Raw genomic sequence first — 22,587 nt, forward strand, 5'->3', positions numbered from 1 at the left:
ATATGGCTCTCAATTTCGACGAGCGCAGTTCGGAGAACGGGTTCTGGATCAACGCGGCAATCGGTGGTGTTGCCGCCATCGTACTGTCGTTCGTTCCCTTCTCGCCGGTCCTTGGTGGTCTCATCTCCGGCTACCTCGAGAAGGACACCCGACGCAACGGGAACCTCAAGATCGGGGCCGCAGCCGGTGCCATCTCGCTCATCCCGATGCTGTTCCTCGGCGTGTTCTTCGTCGGGTTCGGCTTCCTCGGTGCCCTCGGCGGTGCCGATGCCGCGATGGGCGTCGTGTTCATGCTGTTCATCGTCGCCATCTTCGCCGTCATCGGTGCCGTCTACACCATCGGCCTCGGTGCCGCCGGCGGCTTCCTCGCGCACGTCCTCTGGGAGGACGACTTCGAGCGTGCTCGCGGCCGCGGTAGCCAGGGCGGCTACGACGACATGGCCTACGAGACCCAGCACTGAACTGGCGGCAGCGCACAGAACGCCCGCGTGTAGACGGGGTACCATTTATACGGGCACCGGGTGAACCAGTCGGTCATGGTCTACAGTTACGAACCGCATTACTTCGAGGACATGGAAGAGGGAATGACGTTCCAGAGCGCCGGTCGGACCGTCACAGAGTCCGACTTCGTCTTCCACTCGATGTTCGCCGACGACTGGACCGAACTCCACACCAACGCGGAGTACTCCGAGGACGGCCCCTTCGGCAAGCGCATCGGCCACGGCCCGATGACGTTCATCCTGACGACCGGGATGGTCCAGCGCTGTGGCTTCGTCGAGCGCACCGTCATCGCCTTCCTCGGCATGAACTACATGGACGTCCCGAACCCGATGTTCATCGACGACACCATCCAGGCCGAGTTCGAGGTCACCGAGACCAAGGAGTTCGAGTCCCGCGACGACGCCGGCCTCGTCGTCATCGACGCCGAGACGACGAACCAGGACGGCGACATACTGCTCCAGGGCGACATGAAGTTCATGTTCAAGCGCCGGGACTTCTACGGCGACAAGCCCGGTCACCCCTGAACAGGCCCGGTTTCGATTCTCATCTCTCACCCGACCGAGCAGCCGGTGCCGTCTCCTCCTGGACGACTGCCTGGGGCCGTGCGCCGAGTGCCAGCATGACCAGCGAGAGCCCGGTCACGGAGAGGGCGATTCCGAAGACGAGGCCGATGGCCCAGGGTTCGGTCGCCGGGAGGCCCAGCCACAGCAGGACCGCCGCGAGTATGGAGACACATCCGGCGAGGATGGGCCACTGCCAGTTCGGGTCGCCGCGGATGGCGAGGCCCAGGACGAATTGAGCCAGGCCGACGGCGAGGAACAGCCCGACGAGCAGGAGCCACAGCGAGAGGAACCTGATGGTCGGGTTCACGAGGACGAGGATACCGAGCCCGGTGAACAGGACCGCGACGAGGCCCTGCCAGACGAACCCCCGCCAGTTCGTCGCCGAGAACGCGTGAGCTACCTGGAGGACGCCCCCGGCGACGAGGATGGTCCCCAGCAGGAGCGCGAGGGACACGGTGCTCACGTGGGGGAAGACGATGGCGACCAGCCCGAACAGGACGAGCAGGCTCCCGACGAGCCGCAGCGTCCCCCGGCTCTCGGCCAGCTCGGGGTGGCTGGTGTCCGTGGCGGGCTCGGTGGTCACGTCAGTCGACATGGCGGGCTACCGGTGACACACGGGTCACTCAGACGCCACCCGGCTTCGCGGTGGGCGGCGCGGCTTCGCCGGCCTCGGCGGCCTCCTTCGCCCCGACGGCGAGCATTATCATCGAGAGGCCCGAGGCGATGAGGTTCGCCCCGAACAGGAGCCCCACGGCCCACGCGGCGGTCGAGGGGAGTCCGAGGAACAGCATGACACCGACGAGGATGCCGAGGCCCCCACTGAACAGCAGCCAGGCCCAGTTCGGCTGGCCGCGGGTCTGCAGGCCCATCACGAGCTGGACCACGCCGCTCGCGAAGAAGTACGCGATGAGCAGGAAGGTGAGCGAGGCGAGACCGAGGACCGGGTTCGCGAGGACCATGATTCCGGCGACCCCGTAGACCAGCGCGAGGATGGTCTCCCACAGGAAGCCCGTCCACTTCTTCGCGGAGAACGCGTGGGCGATCTGGACGAACGCACCGACGACGAGCGCCGCACCGAACACCACCGAGAGGGAGAGGCTCGTGAAGATCGGGAACACGATCGCGAGGAACCCCAGTATCGCCAGCACGGCACCGACGGCTATCATGGTCGAGTAGGAGGACGCGATACCGGCCGCCTCCGGCATCAGCTGCTCGGACTGGTCGGGGTCCATCGCTGCCGGGTCAGATTCCGTCGGTACCGACTCCGTCGTCATCTCTGGCGTCTCGGCCTCGGCCGTCGTCTCTTCCGTCGTCTTCGTCTCCTCGGTCGCTTCTTCGGTCGTCTCCTCGTCCGGGCGGTCTTCGGGAATATCGTCTGCACTCATGATTTAGTCGCCTCTCGGTACGGCATCGGGTCGTTTAGCTAATCTTCGGATTCGCCGAAGTGGTCACGTTCGCTGGCAGGTCGTGCGAGAGTCGTGAGCGAGGCCGCTCGACAGGTGGCGACGGCGTCCATCCCGAGTGCCTCGTTCATCGGAGACCCGCGGGTCCTGTGTCTCGTTAGTCTCCTCGGCCGAACAGATAGTCGGGAAGACATCCAGTATTCGCTATGTCTACGGGCCCCGTACGTTTCGCACGATGGCCGAGGTGTATTACTTCATCAGCGACCTCCACATCGGGGGCGACGAGGAACTGCAGGAGTGTGCGTTCGAGCCCGAACTCATCGAGTTCCTCCAGACACTCGAAGCCACAGACGAGGACGCCGAACTCATCATCAACGGGGACCTGTTCGGGCTGTGGGAGTTCACCGAACTCCAGGGGATGGCCAAGCTCGACTCGCTTGAGGCCCATCACGGGGACCTGTTCGAGCAGTTCCGACGGACGGGGGAGCACGTTCCAATCACGCTAATCCCGGGCAACCACGACGCCGAACTCGCGGGCTATCCCGAGTACGTCGAGCGACTCGCCGAGTACAACATCGACCTCCAGAACGAGTTGCGGCTGGTCCGGCCGGTGGGCTCGAAGAAGCTCTGGATCGAACACGGGATGCAGGAGGACCCGAACAACCGCCTTCCGCAGTTCGGGAACCCGTTCGCGAACCCGCTGGGCTATTTCGTGAACAACCGTATCACGGGGAAGGCCGGCCAGCTCTCCCGGCGGGGCAAGTACAACTGGCTCCGTGACATCCAGTCGGTGACGCCGATGGCCGACATCCCGTACTGGATGATATCGAACTACTACTACCGCGAGATGAGTCCACTCCTGCGGTACGCCTCGGTGCCGTTCCTGTTACTGTTCAACGTCACACTGCTCTGGCTAGCCGGTGCCTCGCTGGAGCGCGTCGGTATCCTGAACACGAACGTCTTCACCAACCTGGACGTGTTCCGGCAGTTCGGAATCGTGGGCGACGTGTTCTACGTCGTCGTCCTGGTCAACCTGGTCGTCATGGGCCTGCTCATCGCGCTCGCCATCCCGGCGTTCTTCCTCGGGCGCGACGTGAAACAGACGTTGCGGCGATTCGGCCTCCTCAGCACCGAACGAGCGGCCAAAGAGGAGGACCAGCACTACCGTGACGCGGCCGTCGACGTGTTCGCGTCGAACCCCGACGTGGTGGCGTTCATCTACGGGCACACCCACCGCCCGTCGCTGAAGCGACTGGGGAGTCGGGCCGTCATCAACACGGGAACCTGGCTGAAGCAGTTCACGCGCATCTCGACCCGGTTCGGCGTTCTACCACCGGTGTACCGCCCATCGTACTGCCTGAACTACTTCCGCATCACCGCGGACGAGCACCGAATCGTCATCGATTACGATATCATCGAGAAGGAAGCCCCGAGCGAACTCACGCCGCTCCAGCGGTTCCTCGTCCGGTGGAAACACCCCGAGCCGACGGTGCCCCCGCGGACAGTCCTCGAACCGGACGAGCCCCGGACCCTAGCAGAAGAGACTCCCCCGGTCAGTCGTCAGCCCGGTCCGGGACGACGTCCGGAGGCGTAGGCTCGGCCGGTTGTACCTGGGCCTTTCCCGTCGGCAGGAACGTGGAGGTGAGCCCGAGCAGGATGACGAACACGCCGACGAGCAGGACCGTGTTCCGGAACCCCTGTACCATGGCCTGCTCGACGATACCGGCCAGTGCCTGCTGGACCTCGGCCGGGAGTTGTGCGAGGAGGGCCTGTCGCTCTGCCATGGTCAGGAACTCGGTCGCGTCCTGCAACAGGACCACGAGTTCTCGGCGGCTGGCCGTTCCGACACCGAGTCCCACACTGGAGAGTATCTGGTCGACGACACTGCCATACGTGGCCGTGAGCATGAACGAGCCGACGACGGCCGTGCCGACCGAGGTCCCGAGCCAGTTCACCGCCATGCTGACGCCCGAGGCCTCCATCGTCTCCTCGGCCTCGACCGTCGAGAGGGTGAGATTCACGATGTTGGCGAGCACCAGCCCGATGCCCACACCGACCAGGAGCAGCGGGACGACCAGCTCCACGGTGGTCATCGCCACGCTGGTCACCACGAACAGCGCGGCGAGGCCGAGCGCGAGGACTCCCACGCCGAGTTGGATCAACCGCTTCCCGCCCACGGAATGGGTGAACTTCGCGGTCCCGATGGACACGACGAACACGGAGAGCGAGAACGGGAGGAGGGCGACCCCCGTGTCGAAGGCGGTGTACCCGAGGGCACCCTGGAGGAAGACCGGGAGGACGAACAGGATGCCACCGAGGGCGATCCACGAGACGAAGTACGTCGAGAGCCCGGCGAGGTACGCCCCGTTTCCGAAGATGCTCGTCTTGACGAGTGGGGTCTCTCCGCGCCGCTCGCGGATGCGCTGCCAGTGGAGGAACCCGACCAGCAGCGAGAGCCCAGCCGCGACGAGTATCGGGGTCGGCGAAAGTCCGAGCAGGCCCAGTTCCACGCCAGCGACCGAGAACGGACGGATTGCCCCCCACCAGCCGTAGCGACCACTCAACAGGACGCCGACGACGAGCGTGCCGAGGCCGAGGACCGACAGGGCCGTCCCGACCACGTCTATCGACGCGCCTTCTTCAGGCCGGTACTCGGCGAGTCGCGCGGCGAAGAAGAACGTCGGCACGGCGATGACGGCCTCCAGCGCGAACCCGAGCCGCCAGGTGAAGTAGGTCGTCAGCGTGCCACCCAGAATCGGGCCAACTGCGGCGGCACCGGCCAGTACCCCCGTGAGGACACCGAATGCGAGCGCGCGCTCTTTCGGGTCGGTGTAGAGGATAGGTAGCATCGCGTACGCGAGTGGGAGCAGGATGGCTGCGCCCAGCCCTTCCAGCACCGACCACCCGAGCAAGAGCGCGTAGATGTTCCAGCTCAGCGCCGCCAGGACCGTCCCGACGCCGTAGATGACCAGCCCGATTCGGAACATCCGGCGGACGCCGTAGACGTTCCCCAGCTTCGCGCCGAGCATCATGAACGCGGCCATGACGAGCGCGTACAGCGAGATAGCTCCCTGGACGGCCGTGACACTGGTGTCGAGATCGGCGACGATGGCCGAGATGGCGACGGTCATCATCGTCGTGTCGATGACAGTGATTATCATCGCCGAGCAGACGACCGCGAGTGGCGTCCAGTGTTCGGCGCGCTCGCGGAGTCCTCCGGTCGATTCCGAGCCCTCCGCTGTCATGCGTGCTCCTCCAGCACCGCCTCACCGGGGTCCCGGGTCGGCGTGCCCCGCAGTGCGGAGACGATCATCGACAGGCCGACGACCGTGATACCCGCCCCGTACAGCAGCCCGAGCGCCCAGACCGCACCACTCGACCACTCGACGACCAGCAGCGTCGCGACGAGAAGCAACAGGAACCCGGTCAGCAGGGCCTCGCGCCGGGCCGCGGCCGGTTTCGACATCGCACCCGCGACGCGGAGGAGCCCGGTGGCACCGTACAGGATGGCGAACATGGTCGCGAGCCGGCTCTGACCGAGCGGCAACAGCAAGAGCGCGATACCCACGAGCATGTAGCCGATGGCCTCGCCGAGCGTGGTGAGCCCGGTACGGAGCGAGTTCGCGACCTTCGCGTCGGCGACCAGGGCGATGCCGGCGGCGACGAGCACCACGCCGAGCCAGAGGCGGATGAGTCCGCCCGCGAGCGTCGGCATCGTCGCCACGAACACGCCGAGGCCGACGACGATGATGCCGAACGCGAGTCGGAGCCGGCGGTCGTCGCTCGTCCCCGACGCCGACTCCGGCGAATCTGCGGTAGTGAGAGCCATAGTAATCTCGCCCAGAGATACGCACCAGACGACAATAGGGGCGTTTCCGGGGTTGGCCGATATCTCACGTCGATGGGGCGAGCCAGCCCACGGGTGACCACCGGGGACACAACAGGGACGTTTTTCACGCTCCCGGTCGCAGGTTTTGCCATGAGTCTCCCGAGCGTCGTCGATACCGACGACCCGCGAATCATCGACACGCACGCCCACCAGCCGACAGAGGAGTTCCTCTTCACCGCCGGGGGCGAGATGATGCAGGACGCCGCGAAGCGCTTCGGCAAGGAGATGGTGCCGAACTCCTACGAGGAGATGATCGAGGCGTACCACGAGGTCGGCATCGGCAAGGCCGTCCTGCTGGGCTGGGACGCCGAGACCAACACCGGGAACCCGCCGGTCCCGAACGAGTACGTCGCGGAGGTCCGCGACGAGTACGACGACTTCTTCGTCGGCTTCGGGAGCGTCGACCCGCTGAAGGACGACTGTGTCGAGGAGGCCCGCCGCTGTGTGGAGGACCTGGACCTCGTCGGTTTCAAGTTCCAGCAGATCGCCCAGGGCTTCGACCCGAGCGACCCCGAGCACGACGAGCTCTGGGACACCATCGAGGACCTCGGCGTCCCCGTCGTCTTCCACGGCGGGAACTCCACGTTGGGTGCCTGCGCCCCCGGTGGGCGCGGCCTGAAGATCAAGTACGGTGACCCGATGCTCATCGACGACGTGGCGGCCGAACACCCCGACCTGCAGATTCTCATCGCCCACCCCGCGTTCCCGTGGGAGAAGGAGCAACTCGCCATCTGCCAGCAGAAGGGCAACGTGTACATGGACCTCTCGGGCTGGATGCCGGCGTACATCGACGACCAGGTGCTGCACTACGCGAAGACCCTGCTCAAGGACAAGGTCATGTTCGGGACTGACTACCCGATGCTCGACCCCCAGAAGTGGCTTCACCAGTTCGCCGAGCTGGACTTCCCGGAGGAGGTCCAGCGCAAGCTTCTGTGGGAGAACGCCGAGGAGTTCCTCGACCTGAACTGAGTCGCTGCCGACCAGCCGCACCAATCGCTTTTCTCGCTGGGGCACTCGCATAGCCCATGGACATGCGAATAGACCACGTCGCGACCGCGTGGACCGACCGCGACGAGGGTGAAGCTGCCTGTCGAGCCGTCGGCCTCCCGACCACGTACGGCGGCGAACACGCCGACGGCACGACCGACATGAGTATCGTCGGCTTCCCCGACGGGAGCTATCTCGAACTCATCACGAACACCGGCGAGGCGACGCCGAGCCGCTGGCCGGAGTTCATCGCGGGCGACACCGGCCCCTGTGCCTGGTGCATCGAGACCGACGACATCCGCGGGATGTTGCGCCAGTCGCTGGACTCCGGCTTGCGCGTGGCGGGACCGGACCGGGACGGGCGAGCGCGACCCGACGGCCTGCACGTCGAGTGGGAGACTGCGATTCTCGGCGACTCGTTGGGTGCAACACTCCCGTTCTGCATCGAGGACCGGACGCCACGCCGCTACCGCGTCACGCCGGACCCGGAACTCGTCGATGGGCCACTGCGCGGTATCTCGGAGGTCGTCGTGCTCACGAAGGATGCCGCGGCACTGGCGCAGGACTTCGACCGGGCGTTCCGACTGCCCCAGCCCGAGACGGTCGACGCTGGCGAGTTCGGTGCGACGCTCCACCGCTTCCCCGGCGCGGCGGTCGCGCTCGCCGAACCCGAGGGCAACCGCCTCGGAGGCAGACTGGCAGACTTCGGTCCGGCCCCGTGTGCCGTCCTCGTCGAGACCGACGACCTCGACCACGCGCAGGACGCGTTCTCGCTGGCCGACCCAGTCCGGTGGGGCGACGACCGCGTGGCGTGGTTCGACGATCCGAGACTGGAGCGACGGCTGGGCGTCGTCGAATACGCCCACTGAGAAACTGGCCCCGAAATCCGCGCTGGAGGCGACCGTTTTTCGCAGTCCAGCCCCAACGCCGGGACGTGATTCCAGCTGTCGAGACCGGTCGCGTCGCCGACCACCCATACGTCAGCACTGGTGACGGTCCCCGCACACTCCTCGTCATCCCCGGCCTGAACGACCCGCTGCACACGGTCGGCGACTCGTGGTGGTTCCCGCGACTGATGGCGATGTACCTCCAGCGATACGCCGACACCCACACCGTCTACATGGTGAGTCGCCCGCACGGCATTCCGGCGGATGCGACGGTGGCGTCGATGGCTCGCGGGTACGAAGCTGTTCTCGACGAGCTCGACGCCGAGTCGACCCCGCTCGACGTGTTCGGCCTCTCTATGGGCGGCTTCCTCGTGCAGGCGCTCGCCGCCCGTGACGACAGAGTGGACCGCGCGGTGCTCGGGCTCTCGGCGACGACGTTGAGCGAACACGGTCGCGACATCGTCGAGCGCTGGCGGGACTGGGGCGAGCGTGGGACCTGGGGTCCCATCTACCGCGAGGCGTACGCAATCGTCGCCGATGGGCTGCTCGCCCGGTGCCTGCAGGCCGGCTCCGTGGGGTACGACCTGCTCTTCGACCCGGAGAATCCGGCTGACTTCCTCGTCTCCGCCGACGCCTGCCTCGACTTCGACGGGACTGCCTACCTCGCCCAGATGGACTGCCCGACCCTGGTTGTCGGGGGTGACGAGGACGTGTTCTTCACGGCCGCAGACTACCGCGAGACGGCCGCGGCGCTCCCCGACGGAACGCTGGCGATGCTCCGGGGGGCGGGCCACGAGTCGGTCATCGAGCATCCCGACGAGTTCGACGGGAGCATCAGGCGGTTTCTCTCGGCGTGAGAGCTACCAGTCGTATTTATCGTCTCGCTTATCGTATCTGCAGGAATGACTGAAACTATCGAGAAGACCCTGCATCTCGCGAAGTGGGAGACCAGGTTCGGTGCCTGGCTCATCGATATCGTCCTCGTGAGCGTCGTCCTCGAGGTGTTCAACGAGTTCCTCGTCAGCCTCCCGTCGATACTGTCGGTCGAGCTCGGGACCATCGGCGGCTTCAGCGTCTTCTTCGGCGCGAACGGGCTCGCGCTGTTCGTCTACTGGACGCTCTCGGAGGGTATCTGGGGGCAGTCCGCCGGGAAGATGGTGTTGAACCTCAGGGTGACCGACCGGCGTGGGAACCACCCGGACTTCCTCGCGGCCGCGGTCCAGGCGTTCGGGAAGGCGTTCTTCCTCCCCATCGACTGCCTCGTCGGCTGGCTGGCGATGGAGGGACAGAAACTTCGACTCACGAACCGCCTCTCGAACACCATCGTCATCTCGGTCCCGGCCGAGGAACCCGAGGGCGTCGAGTACGTGATTCCGGAGGAGTGAACCGGTCTCCGGCTCAGTCCCACTCCGCGTCCCGCCCTTCGAGGAACGCGTCGACGCCCTCCTCGTGTTCGTCGGACATGTACGCCTGCACCTGCACCATGTTCTCGTAGTCCAGCGCCTTCCGCCAGTCGTTGTCGAGGTTCTCGTGCATCGCCTGCTTGGTCATCCCGATGGTCCGGGTGGGCCGCCGCGAGAGCTTTCCGACCATCTCGTCGACCACTTCGTCGAGCTCCTCCTCGGGGACCGCCTCGTTCACGAGATCCATCTCCGCTGCCTCCTCACCGTCGAAGAACTCGCCGGTGAAGGTCAGACGCTTCGCGGTTCGCAGACCCACCAGTCGGGGCAGGGTGAACGTGGCTGCCGTGTCGGGGATGAGGCCGACGCGGATGAACGCACAGGAGAACGTCGCGTCGGGCACGGTGTACGCGAAGTCCGCGGCCGCCACGAGCGCAAGCCCGGCACCCACGCAGTCGCCGTTGACCTTCGCGACGATGGGGATGTCGCAGTTCAGCATCTCCGCGGCCGCGCGGTTGAACGTCTCCGCGACGCGCTCGTAGGCCTCGCGCGGCCCCTCCTCGCGCTCTTTCATCGCCATGATGTCCCCGCCCGCGGAGAAGGCCGGGTCGTCGCCCGTGATGACCACCGCGTCGTGTTCGACGGGGTCGGCCTCGGCGACGGCCTCCGCGAGTTCCTGGGCGACCTCCAGGTTCATCGCGTTCATGACGTTCGGTCGGTCGAAGGTGATGGTACGTACGCCGTCCTCGTCCTCGATGCGCATAGTTGTTGAACTTTCCCGGGGTGCTTAATTGTTGGTCATAGATGGGCTGTGGCCGCGGCTGGTGGGTCTACTGGCCCGCCAGCTCGACGGTCGGCTGCGACGCTCAGAGAGTCGTCTCCGCGGGAATAGAACGGTCGCGACCCACAGCCACGCCTCGTGGGTGTTGGTTCGTCAGGAAGGGGGTTGGGGGAGTATGGGGGTGGCGACAGCGGTTCGCTGTGAAATCGCCATCTAATCGTATGTCGGGAAAGGGTGTAACCGTTGATTCTAATCTGTATGTACCTCCGAGAACCACACTCTAATATATTAGAGTCAAAATCGTGGGATTAGCTCCCATGCCCTGAGGGAGCAAGGTCAGCGGCGCGCGTTGCATGGGTCACGAACGATTAAGGGGATGCCCCGACCAGACCCGGACATGGACATCGAAGAGTTCTTCGAGACGATGCCGTTCGCCGACCTGCTCGGCGTCGACGTGACCGAGGCCGAGGACGGCCACGCCGAGGGTCGCCTGGAGATGCGCGAGGACCTGTCGTGGAACGCCGACCAGCTGATGGCTCACGGGGGCGTGACGTTCACGCTCGCGGACACCGTCGGCGGCGCGGCGCTAGTCTCGCTGGTCGACCAGCCGGTCCCGACCATCGACATGCGCATCGACTACCTCTCGGCAGGAACAGGGGACCTCTACGCCGAGGCCGACGTGGTCCGGTGCGGGAAGAACGTCGGAACGGTCGACGTGGACGTGTACGCTGCAGACGACGACACGCTCATCGCGGACGCCCGCGGTGTGTATAAAACGGGATAGTTCCGGGACCCAGCGCTTCTCGACTCACTCGAACACCTGCGCGAACAGCGCCGACTGTCCCCGGCGCAGGCGTTCGAGGAACGCGGATTTGCTGATACCGATCGCGTCGGCCACCTCGCTGGCAGTCACCTCGCGAGGGACCTCGAAATAGCCCATCTCGTTGGCGGCCCGGAGCGCCTCCTCCTGTGCGGGGGTGAACCCCCAGCGCCGGGCCACCACCTCGTCGTCCTCGCTCCCGAGCGGGTAGATCCGTTCGAGGGTGACACCGACGGTCTCACCGGCGGCCTCCAGCACCCCTTCGAGGACGTCGTACCCGACGACGGCACCGGTGTAGGTCTCAACCCCGTCCCGGTATCGCAACGATTCGGCCATGAACCCGGCGTCACAGAGCGTGTGGACCACACACGGGTGTTTCGAGAGACACCGCAGGTTCACCCGGTCCTCGGTGTGCGAGGCGTGCAGGTAGCGGATACGCTCGTCTGCATCGAGCGCCTCGGCGAGGGCTGGGTCGTCACCCGCCGAGAACCGCAACAGGGCGTTCCCGTCGCTGCGGCGCTGTGGGGGCCGCGCGTCGACGACGCACCCGGTCTCCCGCGTGGCGTCTGCCAGGGGGCAGTCGTCGCCGGTGACCCTGAACTCGACGACGAGACACTCGTCTATCACACGTATCAGATGGACCTGCCATTACTTAAGTCCCGTGTATGGGCGGGTGAACCGGTTTGTTACTGGGGTCGCTAATTCTGGATGAACGACCATGGACATCGAGGAGGTCAAAGCACGGGCCGGACCCCGGGAGTTCAGCCCCAAGGACGACATGCCAGAGGAGTATCGGAAAGCTGCCACACGGATGATCCAGTTCCACGCGAACTCGGAGATCATGGGTGCCTACCTGGAGCGCCCGTTCATCCGCCAGGCACCGAGCCTAGACCGCAAGCTCGCCTGCAGCGCGAAGGTGCAGGACGAGATCGGCCACGGCCAGCTGCTCTACCGCGCCGCCGAGTCCCTCGGCATCAAGACGCGCGACGAGATGCTCGACGAACTCGCAGAGGGCAAGGGGAAGTTCCTGAACTGCTTCCACTACCCGATGGAGTCGTGGGTCGAGACGCCGATGATCGCGTTCTTCGTCGACGGTGCCGCCATGCGCCGCCAGGCGACCCTGAAGTCCACCTCGTGGGAGCCCTACGCCCACGCGATGGACAAAGTCTGCTTCGAGGAGGGCTTCCACGTCAAGCACGGTGAGGCCATCCTCTACGAGCTGATGACCGGCTCGAAGAAGGAGCAGGAGCTGACCCAGGAGGCCTTCGAGCTGTGGTGGCCCCGCATCATCCAGTTCTTCGGCCCCACCAACGACAAGTCGACCCACCACGGGTTCGCAAGCGAGGTCGGCCTGAAGCAGATGTCCAACGACGAGCTCCGGACCGCGTTCCTCAACGCGTACATCCCGAAGGCCGAGAAGTACGGCCTCGAGATTCCGGACGAGCCGCGCATCAACAAGCTCGACGACGGTTCCTACGAGGTCGTCGAGGAGGACCTCGACTGGGACGAGTTCTTCACCATCGCGAAGAACGACTACGACGGCAGCCACGAGCAGATCAACGGCCGCCAGAAGGCCCAGGAGGCCGTCGAATGGGTCCGTGAATCGATGGACAAGCACGAGAGCCGCGTCTACGGTGGCTCGCAACCGCAGGCGGCCGACTAAGAACCATGATCTGGGAAGTCTTCCGACAGGAGAAATCCGGTGGGTACCACACCCACTGTGGCAACGTGCACGCGCCGGACCGCGAGATGGCGCTCATGTTCGCCGAGGTACAGCACGCACGACGCAAGCCGACGAACAGCCTCTGGGTCGTCCCCCAGAAGGAGATCGGCGAGGTCGACACCGAGGACGCGAAGTTCGGCGGCACGACCGACAAGGCCTACCGCTGGGCCATGACGTACAACTTCGAGGCCGCCGCCTCGGAGGTCGAAGAGTCCACGAGCGAACAGGAGACGGCCGAGCGCGAACGCCGCGCACAGGTCGAGAAGGCAGGTGGTAACTGATGGCAGCAGCTGAGACACTCCCCGAACCGCAGGAACTGTCCGACGAGGAACGCGAGGCGATCGAACACCAGCTCTACCGGCTGGCCGACGACGAGTTCGTCATCGCCGAGCGCTACACCGAGTGGCAGGTCCGTGCCCCGACGCTCGAGTCCGACCTCGCCCTGGCGAACATCGCCCAGGACGAGTACGGGCACGCCCGTCTCTGGTACGACCTGCTCCAGGACTGGGGCGCGACGGAGTCGGACCTCATCTGGGAGCGTCCGGCCGACGAGTGGCGGCACTCCAGCCTCTGTGAACTCGAGTTCGCCGAGGGTGACTGGGCCGACGCCATCGTCCGCTCGTACCTCTACGACGTGGCCGAGAACATCCGCCTGCAGGCGCTCGCGGACTCCTCGTACCCGCGAATCCGCGACCGCGTCGGGAAGATCCTCGGCGAGGAGGACTACCACCGCGAGCACGCCCAGAACTGGCTCGAACGGCTCTGCGAGGAGGAGGACAGCCGCGCCCGCGTGCAGGCCGCCCTCGACCGCCTGTTCCCGTACGCGCTGACGCTGTTCTCCCCGACCGACGAGGAGGTCGACGACCGCATCGTCGAGCTGGGTATCCGCTCGGAGCCCCTCGTCACCATGCGCGAGGAGTGGCTCGACGAGGTCGTCCCGTACCTCGAATCGCTCGACCTCAGCGTCGACGACGCCGAGCTGCCCGAGCAGTACGACCTGCACCACTCCGCGTTCGACCTCCCGGCAGAGGTCGGCCGCGACCAGAGCCACACCGACGACTGGTTCGACCTGTACGACGACTTCACCCACACCTACAGCGAGTTGGGCCGCGAGAGCGCCAACCGCATCATGAAGGACCCAGACGATGAGTGACGTGTACGACCCGGACGACGTGCCGAACTCGGTCGACCCCGAAGACGACGACTGCGTCGACCCCGTCGGCAGCAGTGCCTGCGCGTACACGGAGTACGTCCAGGGCGAAGCCAGCGACGAGGTGCCCGCGACCGGCGAGGGAAGCGAGGGCCTCGAACGCGCCGTCTGGGACGTACTGTACGAGATCGAGGACCCCGAGATGCCCATCTCCATCGTGGACCTCGGGCTCATCTACGGCGTCGTTGCGGACAAGGAATCCGGCCACGTCACCGTCGACATGACCCTGACGTACTCCGGCTGTCCCGCCCGGACGATGCTGCAGGACCAGATGCGCGAGGCCGTGGCCGGCGTGGAGGGCGTCTCCGACGTCGACCTCCGGCTCGTCTGGTCGCCCGAGTGGAACCTGGAGATGGTGACCGAACAGGGCAAAGAAGACCTGCGTGAGTTCGGACTGAGCATATGAGACGACCCGACCCATCCGTCACGACCAGCGGCGAGAGCGAGGGTGCGGAGTGCCCGTACTGTGGCTCGGAGAACACGGTCCGGGACCACCCGAAGGGCCCGTCGCTCTGCCGGTCGATGCACTACTGCAACGCCTGCGACCAGCCGTTCGAGAAGATGGAGTAGCCGCCCCTGGCAGACCTTTTGTAGTGGGGGTGCGTGGTCGACGAACATGGAGGAGCGGACGCTGGCTCGGCTGCAGGCCCCACACGAGGTACTCCGTCGGATGGTCGCGATGGCGGGCGTACAGCCGAACCAGGACGCCGAATCGTACTACGACGAGATGTTCGTCCAGGTCCACGAGGACCGTATCGAGACGCCGGCAGGCAGTATCGGCTCCTCGCTGGCGACGTACGGGACGGTCTCGACGGACGTGCTCTCTGACATCACCATCGACTGCGGCCAGCCGGTCACCGCCATCTTCGACATCCAGGAGACGCTGCGGTGGTTCGCCTGGGTCGCCACGGACCCGACCGAAGAACTGACGCTCGAGTTCATCGGCGACCCGGATTCGGGCAACGCCTCGGACCTGCGCGTGGCGACCCCGGACATCACGGCCCGAATCGACTGTTACCGCGACCCCGAGCTGTTCGAACAGATAACCATGGAGCTTCCGGACCGCTTCACCGACGAGGAGCGCTTCCGCCTGGAAGACGGGTCGCTCGCCCCGACGGTCGTCGAGACGACAGCCGAGACGGTCAGGCGAATCGCGACCGGTATCGACCTCGACCCGAACCTGTCGACGTATCCGTTCGTCGTCGAGGACGGGGAGCTCAGGGTCGTCCTGCGCAACAGGCAGTACACGCGGGCGACGGGGACGCTCGACGCGACGGTCGAGGGTCCGGACGTGGAGAACGAGTACGGGGAAGCGTTCGCGGCGCTGTTCGACGCGGTCTCGGGCGAGGTGACGGTCCAGACCGGGCCGGCCGAGCCACTGGTCGTCGTCCAGAAGCGCCCGGCGTACACGCTTCGCTACGTCGTGTTGCCGAAGGTCTGGTAGAAAGCGGCCCGCCTCAGTTGGGTCGCGCGAGGTCGAGTGTGTAGTCGGAGCGGATCCACGCGTCCTCTTTCTTCGAGTCGTAGATCTCTACGTGACCGTCGCCGGTGTCACGTGCTCTGTAGCGGTTGTTGATGTCGGGCGGGCTCGGTTCGGAATCGCTGTTCGTGCTGTTCATGGTTTGTTGCGCGGTTCCCCGCGACTGTGCTATTTGATACCGTTGACCGCAAAATAATAAGCCTTCCGGGGCGACTGAAGGGACCGATATAGAGAATATTATCTCGATATAGGTTCGGATGGTGAGTGCTGACGGTGTTTCTGTTCGCCAGCCACGAATCTCCTGTCGGTGCTGTCGATAAGCGACGGCTAGAAACCAACCAGGGTTCGTAGCCACTACCGAGAGCACCACAGATACCTCGACCCATGTCCGATGTCTTCCCGCTCGTCCTGTCAGTCTTCTTCGTCCCGCATCTGCTCAACAGCGCCGGCCGCCTCCTTGACACTGCGATCGTTGTCTGGGCAGTGTCCGTCCGGACGCCCGCCGACCTCGGAACCGCGAGCGAGGGCGAACCGGTGGCGGTCGAGGGAACAGTCGTGGTCGACGAGCCCGCGTGGGAAGCCAGGCGTGTCGTCGGGCCGGCGGGCCGTCCCGTTGGGGCCTACCTCTGGCGCACCACCTCGCAGTCCAGAGGCGAGAATACGATAGATTTCGACTCGTGGACCGTTCAGGCGGCACGGAGTACCCAGGATAGCGGACTGGAACACGGGCGTTTCAGTATCCGTACCGGGACAGAACCAGTCCGCGTGGATCCGTCGTGGCTCCAGGAACAGTACGACACTGGCCGGCTTGCAGCGATCCAGTCCGGCAAGAACGTCTGGATACGGTTCAGGCACAGCCTCTGGAACGCTCCGGCGGTCCACATGACCGCGGACGAGACGACGCGACCGCTCGACCAGTTAGTGGACCTGTTCGAGAACGTCGATACCGACGGACTCGAAGACCACGAACTCGATTCGGTCCCCGTACGAGACGGTGACACGATAGCGGTGTTCGGACGACTCGGCGTCGAAGACGGCGAGCACGTCGTGCGCGGGGGTGATGGACTGCCGTTCGTCCTCTCGGACCAGGGCTTCGACGGAGTCCAGCAGTACCTCCGGAGACGACTGCTCAAACATGGGTTCGGTGTGGCGGTCCCCATCGTCGCCATCGTTGCCATCTGGACGTACCTGTAGCGAGTTCGTCACATGTGGTTCGAGTCCCTCACATCCAGCCGACCCGCGGTATCGGGACGCATTTACAGACCGGGCGTATACGCCGGGACATGAGCGAGGACGCTACGGGGTCGGGCTGGTTCGCCACCCTCGACCGCGACGACACAGCCGCCGCCGTCACGGCGATCCGGACGGGGTCGGCACCGGAGCCGGCCGACTGGCCAGCGATGGCCGTCGAATCCGGGTTCGCGGAGGACGAGGCTGACTACTATTCGGCACTTCACGACGCGACGGTCGCCGCTGCGCGCGCCGCCGCGACCGAGCGCGAGCGGTCGGGCGACCAGCAGCTCGTCCACGCGGTTCGGGCGATGGACGACTGCCTCCGGACGGCCAACGAACTGGCCGAGCGCGTCAGCGAGTGGGCCAACGCACTGTTCGACGACGACCGCGCGGGCATCCCATACGCTCGTGACCTGGCCGACCGGGAACCGGACCACCCGGACGAGGCACAGGTCGTCTCCCTCGCCGGGCGCGTCGCCGACCTCGCCGACGAGGCCGACGAACTGGAGGAGTACGTCGAGACGCGCGCGCCGGAGATCGCCCCGAACCTCGCGGCGATGGCCGGGCCGGTGCTCGCGGCGCGGCTCATCTCGCTCGCGGGCGGGCTGGAATCGCTCGCGAAGAAGCCAAGCGGGACCGTCCAGGTGCTGGGGGCCGAGGACGCGCTGTTCGCGCACCTGCGTGGCCACGCGTCCTCGCCGAAACACGGCGTCATCTTCACGCACGAGTACGTCCGCGGGACGCGCCCGCAGGACCGCGGCTCGGCCGCCCGCGCGCTCGCTGGGAAGCTGAGTATCGCGGCCCGTGTCGACCACTACTCGGGCGACCGGAAGCCCGAACTCGACGAGGAACTCGACGCGCGCATCGCGACGATACAGGCGCGCGCCGAAGACGGGAACGGCGGCGAGAGCGGAGGTGACGGCGAATGACGCTTCCACAGGGCGTGGAACATCGGACCATCGCCGGTGACGAGCGCCTCGCCACCAGAGGCGAGCCAGTCTACGGCGAGCCGACGGACGGCGAGTGGCGCGCGTGGGACCCCGGTCGCTCGAAGCTGGGCGCGCTGTTCGCCCGCGAGGTCGACACCGGCCTCTCGGGCGGGGACACCGTGCTCTATCTCGGCGCGGCGAGCGGGACGACGGTGAGCCACGTCGCCGACTTCTCGGGACCGACCTACGCCGTCGAGTTCGCGGCGCGCCCGACCCGGCAGCTGGTGGGTGTCGCCGAGGACCGCCCGAACCTGTTCCCACTGCTCAAGGACGCCCGGAAGCCGGACACCTACGCCCACGTGGTCGAGCGCGAGTGTGACGCCATCATCCAGGACGTGGCGACCCGCGGGCAGGGCGAGGTCGCCTGCCGAAACCGGCAGTTCCTGGCCGACGACGGGCGGCTCGTGGCCGCCATCAAGGCCCGCAGCGAGGACGTGACCGGTGACCCCGGTGACGTGTTCGACGCCGTCCTGGCCGATATCGAGAAGGAATACGAGATTCTGGTCACCGAGCGCCTCGACCCCCTTCACGACGACCATCTCGGCGTCGTGGCGCAGCCGCGGTAGGAACGCCCGACTCCAAACGGCTTTTTAGCCGTGGCCGCGAACCACGGTCCGATGGAGCGAGGGTCGCCTGACGTGTTCGCCGAACAGGGAACACTCGGAATCGAGGAGGAGTTCTTCGTCGTCGACGAGCGTGGCCGCCCGGTCTCGGGGAGCGACGCGCTGGTCTACGAGGGCGACCCACCCGAGATTCTCGACGGGCGGCTCGACCACGAGCTGTTCAAGACGGTCATCGAGACACAGACCCCGAAGTGCGAATCGCTGGCCGATGCGTCGGACCAGCTGCACGCCGTCCGCGAGGCGCTCACCTCCTACGCGGCCGAGCACGACTACCGCATCGCCGCGGCGGGACTGCACCCGGCCGCGAAGTGGCGCGAACTCGAACACGCCCAGAAGCCGCGCTATCGAGCCCAGCTCGACCGTATCCAGTACCCACAGCACCGGAATACGACTGCTGGGTTGCACGTCCACGTCGGCGTCGACGACGCGGACAAGGCGGTCTGGGTGTCGAACGAACTTCGCTGGTACCTGCCGGTGATGCTCGCGCTGTCGGCGAACTCGCCGTACTGGAACGGGTTCGACACCGGGCTCGCGTCGGCGCGCGCGAAGATATTCGAGAACCTCCCCAACACGGGGATGCCGACCGCCTTCGAGGACTTCGAGTCGTACCAGCGCTTCGAGAACCTCTTCATCGACACGGACTCGATAAACGACCGGGGCGAACTGTGGTACGACGTGCGACCGCACTCGGCGCACGGGACCGTCGAGGTCCGCGCGCCCGACGGGAACGCAGACCCCGATGTCGTCCTCGCGTTCGTCGAGTACACCCAGGCGCTGGTCGAGGACCTTTCCGCCCGGTACGAGGACGGCGAGTCAGGCACCGGTGACGGCGGCCTCCGCCGCGAGGTACTGGACGAGAACAAGTGGCGGGCGATTCGCCACGGTCACGACGCCTCGTTCGTCGCCCCCGACGCCTCCGGGACCGTCTCCCTCGGCGAGGTCGTCGACACCGAGTGCGAGCGTCTCGGTGTCTCTGGCATCCGAGACATCTACGATGCTGAGAGCGGTGCGAGCCGCCAACGGCGTCTCCACGAGGAGGAGGGACTCGACGCCGTCTGTGAGTCTCTCGTCCTCTGAGTCGGGGACACTCACCTGCCTGCCGGCGTCGTTCCGACCGCCCGAGCAATGGGTTTTTACTGCCAGGTTCCTTTTGTCCTTCTTGAGAGGACATGTCTGCGGACGATACCACCAAACCCGACGACGAGGGGACAGACACCGACGGAGAGCCGGGAGACGAGCGAACGCCCCGCGAGCGTATCGAGGAGGGGCGCGACCGCGCCGTCGAAGGGTTCGACCAGGGCCTCGTCGACCTGCTCTCGTGGGTGCTCGACACCGAGACGCGCGCGAAGATCTACGTCTTCCTGCAGAAGCGTCCCGGGAGCACCAGCGAGGAGATCGCCCAGGGAACCGGGCTCTACCCGAGCACGGTCCGCGAGGCACTCGCCGCCCTCCACGAGGAGGAGGTCGTCCACCGCGAGAAGCGCGAGAGCAAGGGTGCGGGGAACAACCCCTACGAGTACACGGCAATCCCGCCGAGCGAACTCGTCAGTGGCATCGTCGGACAGGTCCAGAACGAGCTCAACACGGTCTTCAACCTCGACAAGATGCTCGACCGCGAGGCCGGCGACGACGGGGAGACGAGCGAGCCGGTCACCATCACCGTCGAAGAGGTCGACGACAGCGGCGAGGATGCCGGGGCAGTCGACGCGGACGGCGACGACCCGGAAACCGGCGACGACGGCTCCACGACGCCCGAGTGAACTACGGTTTCCGACTCTTTTATTGCGAGGGCAGGCATTGCTCCGTCCATGAAGGTTGCGCTGGGCGGGACGTTCGACCCCGTGCACGACGGCCACCGTGCCCTGTTCGAACGAGCGTTCGAACTCGGAGACGTGACCGTCGGCCTGACGAGTGACACCCTCGCCCCGAAGACACGGAACGTCGACCGGTACGTCCGGTCGTTCGACGAGCGAAAGCGCGACCTGGAGGCAGACCTCGCCGCGCTCGCCACCGACACCGAGCGGGAGTTCGAGGTTCGGGAACTCACCGAGCCGACGGGCATCGCGACAGAGCCCCAGTTCGACTACCTGGTCGTCTCACCCGAGACCATCGACGGCGCGGAGCGGGTCAACGAAATCCGCGAAGAACGTGGCCACGAGCCACTCGAAATCGAGGTCGTCGACCACGTCCTCGCCGAGGATGGCGACATCATCTCCAGTACCCGAATCGTCAACGGCGAGATCGACGAGCACGGTAACCTGACCCCCCAGCGAACGGGTCGTGAAGCGACCCGCTGACCGCGTTCCTTACCACGACGGTGGTTCCAGTCCGGCCGATTCGAGTACGTCCTTCCAGCGCTGCTGAATCGACAGGCGCGAGACGCCCGCGGCGTCGGCAACCTCGGTCTGTGACCGTCCGTCGCTCGCGATGAGTGCGCCCGCATACAGACTCGCCGCCATGGCCGGCTTCTTCGACCGCTCTGACTCCGGAACCGACGAGAGAAACAGGTCCACCGCATACGACCGCGCATCAGCGTCCAGGTCGAGTCGGTCGGCAGCGGTCTGGAGTTCGGCCAGCCACTCCTCGTTGTCGACCCGGTCCCGTGCACTATACATACACCGCCGTACTGCCCTCGGAGACTTAAACCACCGGGCGGCGCGTCGACCGAACCCGACAGGTTCTTACTGGTCTCGGGAAAAGTCGGAAGCGCGCGTGGGTAGCCAAGCCAGGAAACGGCGCAGCGCTTAGGACGCTGTCTCATAGGAGTCCGCCGGTTCAAATCCGGTCCCACGCATGTTCTGTCCGAACGAAGTGAGGACGAACAGCGGACGGTCCGGATTCTGAACCAGCGAGCGAACGGAGTGAGCGAGTGAGGTTCAAATCCGATCCCGGAATCTCGTCCAAACTATTGGCAGAGAATTTAACTTTACCTACCGTTTAGGGATGGTAATGGTGAGTTCACAAGAGTTGGGGGAAAGCGTCATCATCGCTTTCTGTACTATTCTCGTTCTCACCGCAATTTGGCCGATGATGCCATCTATTGGTCCATTTTCGGAGTTGAGGTTGCCAGTTAAAGCTGTGGTCGCCTTCGCTATCGCGGGAATCGTCATCGGACCAGGACGTGTTGCTTGGGATATTCTATCTGAAAGTAGGTGGTGAGATGGAGGGTATAAAGTTCATCAACGCGATAATCGTACTCGTCGCCGTCACAGGTATCGCGTTTGTTTCGGTGGCCATATTTTCAAACATGGCTAATTCATCACTGGCATTAGAGCCTGGGGAAAAGTTCTACGGGGCACAAAGGGGGCAACTTTCCTTTGTAGTCAAAAATCTGGACTGGTTCATTGGTGGTAGTAGCCTATTGTTGAGTGCTTTGGGTTGGCTGATTGTCCAAGGCCAACACCGCTGAACTACAGTTCCCGAACACTATATCACCGACATCAGTAATTAGTTAATCAATATGAATCCGGTAGAATTCAAGTAGAGACCCCTAGACAGCTTCTAACACGCAGAACGGCCATCAGAAACAAATACCGAAACGTCGAGTCTTCGACCATGAAATCGAGGAGGGGAGTGTCGTCGGTGGTGAGCACCGTACTCATCGTGGGGCTCGTGATGATAATGGCGGTGACCGTGAGCGTCTATGCGCTGAACTTCACGGAGGAGAAGCGAGAGCCGTCGCCACAGATGCACGCGACGCTGGAACCGGTGTCGGCGAGCGACGGGACGGTGCTGGTGTCGACGAATGGGGGCGAGAAGCTCGAGATGGAGAACGTCGAACTCGTCATCCGGAACGCGGGCAACGACAGTCAGGTTCGCATCGTGAACCTGCAGGCGACGGGATCGTCGTTTAATTCGAGCAACATCGTGGGACCGGAGAGTATGGTGCAGAACCCTGGTGGCGAACTCGACGCGAGTCCGAGTTCGACCGACGGGACGCTGGCTGCCGGCGAACACATGTCGGTCGAGTTGCCCAACCTCAGCCAGGGCGACCGCGTGACGATACTCATCGTGCACGTCCCGACGAACAGCGTCATCTGGCGGGAGTCCACGAACGCGACGGCGTGACCGCACACCTGTAATCAAGCCAACCTTTCT

General features: G+C 65.3%; 30 protein-coding genes and 1 tRNA gene. 23 read left to right on the plus strand and 8 right to left on the minus strand.

Features of this window, described 5'->3' with window-relative positions; translation table 11 throughout:
* The first annotated feature begins 2 nt into the window (after positions 1–2).
* Both N6C22_RS12530 and N6C22_RS12535 read left to right on the plus strand, forming a co-directional pair.
* Positions 3–461: a DUF5518 domain-containing protein gene (locus N6C22_RS12530; protein ID WP_261651450.1), complete on the plus strand. Its 459-nt coding sequence runs from the start codon at positions 3–5 to the stop codon at positions 459–461.
* 75 nt (positions 462–536) lie between these two features.
* Positions 537–1,025, plus strand: a complete 489-nt coding sequence (locus tag N6C22_RS12535) for a MaoC/PaaZ C-terminal domain-containing protein (protein WP_261651451.1) — start codon at positions 537–539, stop codon at positions 1,023–1,025.
* Between the two features lie 19 nt (positions 1,026–1,044).
* Here the strand turns inward: N6C22_RS12535 and N6C22_RS12540 are convergent, their stop codons facing one another.
* Together N6C22_RS12540 and N6C22_RS12545 are read right to left on the minus strand one after the other, a co-directional pair.
* Positions 1,045–1,659, minus strand: coding sequence for an HdeD family acid-resistance protein (locus tag N6C22_RS12540; RefSeq protein ID WP_261651452.1), 615 nt, complete (start codon positions 1,657–1,659; stop codon positions 1,045–1,047).
* 28 nt (positions 1,660–1,687) lie between these two features.
* Positions 1,688–2,449: an HdeD family acid-resistance protein gene (locus N6C22_RS12545; protein WP_261651453.1), complete on the minus strand. Its 762-nt coding sequence runs from the start codon at positions 2,447–2,449 to the stop codon at positions 1,688–1,690.
* Between the two features lie 253 nt (positions 2,450–2,702).
* On the opposite strand from N6C22_RS12545, the gene N6C22_RS12550 reads away from it, so the two are divergent.
* Positions 2,703–4,061: a metallophosphoesterase gene (locus tag N6C22_RS12550; RefSeq protein ID WP_261651454.1), complete on the plus strand. Its 1,359-nt coding sequence runs from the start codon at positions 2,703–2,705 to the stop codon at positions 4,059–4,061.
* Here the strand turns inward: N6C22_RS12550 and N6C22_RS12555 are convergent.
* Positions 4,021–5,712 (minus strand): MFS transporter, encoded by a 1,692-nt coding sequence (locus N6C22_RS12555; protein ID WP_261651455.1) that lies wholly within the window; start codon positions 5,710–5,712, stop codon positions 4,021–4,023. The genes N6C22_RS12550 and N6C22_RS12555 overlap by 41 nt on opposite strands.
* Positions 5,709–6,296, minus strand: coding sequence for a hypothetical protein (locus N6C22_RS12560; RefSeq protein WP_261651456.1), 588 nt, complete (start codon positions 6,294–6,296; stop codon positions 5,709–5,711). Before N6C22_RS12560 ends, N6C22_RS12555 begins: the two co-directional genes overlap by 4 nt.
* A 150-nt stretch (positions 6,297–6,446) precedes the next feature.
* Here N6C22_RS12560 and N6C22_RS12565 point away from each other — a divergent pair, with 150 nt between their 5' ends.
* The 4 genes from N6C22_RS12565 to N6C22_RS12580 all read left to right on the plus strand — a co-directional run bounded on the left by N6C22_RS12565 (position 6,447) and on the right by N6C22_RS12580 (position 9,615).
* Positions 6,447–7,325, plus strand: coding sequence for an amidohydrolase family protein (locus N6C22_RS12565; protein ID WP_261651457.1), 879 nt, complete (start codon positions 6,447–6,449; stop codon positions 7,323–7,325).
* A 56-nt stretch (positions 7,326–7,381) separates the two neighbouring features.
* Positions 7,382–8,212 (plus strand): VOC family protein, encoded by an 831-nt coding sequence (locus N6C22_RS12570; RefSeq protein ID WP_261651458.1) that lies wholly within the window; start codon positions 7,382–7,384, stop codon positions 8,210–8,212.
* A 65-nt stretch (positions 8,213–8,277) separates the two neighbouring features.
* Positions 8,278–9,087: an alpha/beta hydrolase gene (locus N6C22_RS12575; protein WP_261651459.1), complete on the plus strand. Its 810-nt coding sequence runs from the start codon at positions 8,278–8,280 to the stop codon at positions 9,085–9,087.
* 45 nt (positions 9,088–9,132) lie between these two features.
* Entirely contained in the window at positions 9,133–9,615 is a 483-nt protein-coding gene (locus N6C22_RS12580) for an RDD family protein (RefSeq protein ID WP_261651460.1), read from the plus strand.
* Between the two features lie 13 nt (positions 9,616–9,628).
* Here N6C22_RS12580 and N6C22_RS12585 read toward each other — a convergent pair whose 3' ends face one another.
* Positions 9,629–10,393 carry an enoyl-CoA hydratase/isomerase family protein gene (locus N6C22_RS12585; protein WP_261651461.1) on the minus strand — a complete coding sequence of 255 codons (765 nt, stop codon included), beginning with the start codon at positions 10,391–10,393 and terminating at the stop codon, positions 9,629–9,631.
* A gap of 415 nt (positions 10,394–10,808) precedes the next feature.
* Here N6C22_RS12585 and N6C22_RS12590 point away from each other — a divergent pair, with 415 nt between their 5' ends.
* Positions 10,809–11,195 carry a PaaI family thioesterase gene (locus N6C22_RS12590; RefSeq protein WP_261651462.1) on the plus strand — a complete coding sequence of 129 codons (387 nt, stop codon included), beginning with the start codon at positions 10,809–10,811 and terminating at the stop codon, positions 11,193–11,195.
* 24 nt (positions 11,196–11,219) lie between these two features.
* Here the strand turns inward: N6C22_RS12590 and N6C22_RS12595 are convergent, their stop codons facing one another.
* Positions 11,220–11,858: a helix-turn-helix domain-containing protein gene (locus tag N6C22_RS12595; RefSeq protein ID WP_261651463.1), complete on the minus strand. Its 639-nt coding sequence runs from the start codon at positions 11,856–11,858 to the stop codon at positions 11,220–11,222.
* Positions 11,859–11,949: 91 nt separating this feature from the next.
* On the opposite strand from N6C22_RS12595, the gene paaA reads away from it, so the two are divergent.
* The 6 genes from paaA to N6C22_RS12625 are packed head-to-tail and all read left to right on the plus strand — an operon-like array spanning position 11,950 to position 15,608.
* Positions 11,950–12,894, plus strand: coding sequence for a 1,2-phenylacetyl-CoA epoxidase subunit PaaA (gene paaA / locus N6C22_RS12600; protein WP_261651464.1), 945 nt, complete (start codon positions 11,950–11,952; stop codon positions 12,892–12,894).
* Positions 12,895–12,899: 5 nt separating this feature from the next.
* Positions 12,900–13,235 (plus strand): 1,2-phenylacetyl-CoA epoxidase subunit PaaB, encoded by a 336-nt coding sequence (gene paaB / locus N6C22_RS12605; RefSeq protein ID WP_261651465.1) that lies wholly within the window; start codon positions 12,900–12,902, stop codon positions 13,233–13,235.
* Positions 13,235–14,107: a 1,2-phenylacetyl-CoA epoxidase subunit PaaC gene (gene paaC / locus N6C22_RS12610; protein WP_261651466.1), complete on the plus strand. Its 873-nt coding sequence runs from the start codon at positions 13,235–13,237 to the stop codon at positions 14,105–14,107. Before paaB ends, paaC begins: the two co-directional genes overlap by 1 nt.
* The gene (paaD, locus tag N6C22_RS12615; RefSeq protein WP_261651467.1) at positions 14,100–14,570 is read left to right on the plus strand and encodes a 1,2-phenylacetyl-CoA epoxidase subunit PaaD; all 471 of its coding nucleotides are present in this window, start codon (positions 14,100–14,102) and stop codon (positions 14,568–14,570) included. The genes paaC and paaD overlap by 8 nt, the downstream gene beginning before the upstream one ends.
* Positions 14,567–14,734 carry a 1,2-phenylacetyl-CoA epoxidase subunit PaaE gene (gene paaE, locus N6C22_RS12620; RefSeq protein ID WP_261651468.1) on the plus strand — a complete coding sequence of 56 codons (168 nt, stop codon included), beginning with the start codon at positions 14,567–14,569 and terminating at the stop codon, positions 14,732–14,734. The genes paaD and paaE overlap by 4 nt, the downstream gene beginning before the upstream one ends.
* A gap of 46 nt (positions 14,735–14,780) precedes the next feature.
* The gene (locus N6C22_RS12625; protein WP_261651469.1) at positions 14,781–15,608 is read left to right on the plus strand and encodes a hypothetical protein; all 828 of its coding nucleotides are present in this window, start codon (positions 14,781–14,783) and stop codon (positions 15,606–15,608) included.
* 13 nt (positions 15,609–15,621) lie between these two features.
* Here N6C22_RS12625 and N6C22_RS12630 read toward each other — a convergent pair whose 3' ends face one another.
* Entirely contained in the window at positions 15,622–15,783 is a 162-nt protein-coding gene (locus N6C22_RS12630) for a hypothetical protein (RefSeq protein WP_261651470.1), read from the minus strand.
* Positions 15,784–16,028: 245 nt separating this feature from the next.
* On the opposite strand from N6C22_RS12630, the gene N6C22_RS12635 reads away from it, so the two are divergent.
* The 6 genes from N6C22_RS12635 (at position 16,029) to N6C22_RS12660 (ending at position 20,786) form a co-directional block, all read left to right on the plus strand.
* Positions 16,029–16,838 carry a hypothetical protein gene (locus tag N6C22_RS12635; RefSeq protein ID WP_261651471.1) on the plus strand — a complete coding sequence of 270 codons (810 nt, stop codon included), beginning with the start codon at positions 16,029–16,031 and terminating at the stop codon, positions 16,836–16,838.
* Positions 16,839–16,927: 89 nt separating this feature from the next.
* Positions 16,928–17,806: an NOP5/NOP56 family protein gene (locus N6C22_RS12640; RefSeq protein ID WP_261651472.1), complete on the plus strand. Its 879-nt coding sequence runs from the start codon at positions 16,928–16,930 to the stop codon at positions 17,804–17,806.
* On the plus strand, positions 17,803–18,432 hold the full coding sequence (locus N6C22_RS12645; RefSeq protein WP_261651473.1) for a fibrillarin-like rRNA/tRNA 2'-O-methyltransferase: 630 nt from the start codon (positions 17,803–17,805) through the stop codon (positions 18,430–18,432). Before N6C22_RS12640 ends, N6C22_RS12645 begins: the two co-directional genes overlap by 4 nt.
* A gap of 51 nt (positions 18,433–18,483) precedes the next feature.
* Positions 18,484–19,566, plus strand: coding sequence for a glutamate--cysteine ligase (locus N6C22_RS12650; RefSeq protein ID WP_261651474.1), 1,083 nt, complete (start codon positions 18,484–18,486; stop codon positions 19,564–19,566).
* A gap of 92 nt (positions 19,567–19,658) precedes the next feature.
* Positions 19,659–20,249, plus strand: a complete 591-nt coding sequence (locus N6C22_RS12655) for a helix-turn-helix domain-containing protein (protein WP_261651475.1) — start codon at positions 19,659–19,661, stop codon at positions 20,247–20,249.
* Positions 20,250–20,297: 48 nt separating this feature from the next.
* A complete protein-coding gene (locus N6C22_RS12660; protein WP_261651476.1) occupies positions 20,298–20,786 on the plus strand; it encodes a phosphopantetheine adenylyltransferase in 489 nt (162 codons plus the stop codon).
* 9 nt (positions 20,787–20,795) lie between these two features.
* Here N6C22_RS12660 and N6C22_RS12665 read toward each other — a convergent pair whose 3' ends face one another.
* Positions 20,796–21,104 carry a transcription initiation factor IIB family protein gene (locus N6C22_RS12665; protein WP_261651477.1) on the minus strand — a complete coding sequence of 103 codons (309 nt, stop codon included), beginning with the start codon at positions 21,102–21,104 and terminating at the stop codon, positions 20,796–20,798.
* A gap of 95 nt (positions 21,105–21,199) precedes the next feature.
* On the opposite strand from N6C22_RS12665, the gene N6C22_RS12670 reads away from it, so the two are divergent.
* From N6C22_RS12670 to N6C22_RS12680, 3 genes are all read left to right on the plus strand, one after another.
* Positions 21,200–21,283: transfer RNA gene (locus tag N6C22_RS12670), tRNA-Leu, on the plus strand.
* Positions 21,284–21,649: 366 nt separating this feature from the next.
* A complete protein-coding gene (locus N6C22_RS12675; RefSeq protein ID WP_261651478.1) occupies positions 21,650–21,898 on the plus strand; it encodes a hypothetical protein in 249 nt (82 codons plus the stop codon).
* Positions 21,899–22,044: 146 nt separating this feature from the next.
* The gene (locus N6C22_RS12680) at positions 22,045–22,557 is read left to right on the plus strand and encodes a type IV pilin N-terminal domain-containing protein (RefSeq protein WP_261651479.1); all 513 of its coding nucleotides are present in this window, start codon (positions 22,045–22,047) and stop codon (positions 22,555–22,557) included.
* Positions 22,558–22,587 lie beyond the last annotated feature (30 nt).

The organism is Haloarchaeobius sp. HME9146, from assembly GCF_025399835.1.
Classification (GTDB): Archaea; Halobacteriota; Halobacteria; order Halobacteriales; family Natrialbaceae; genus Haloarchaeobius.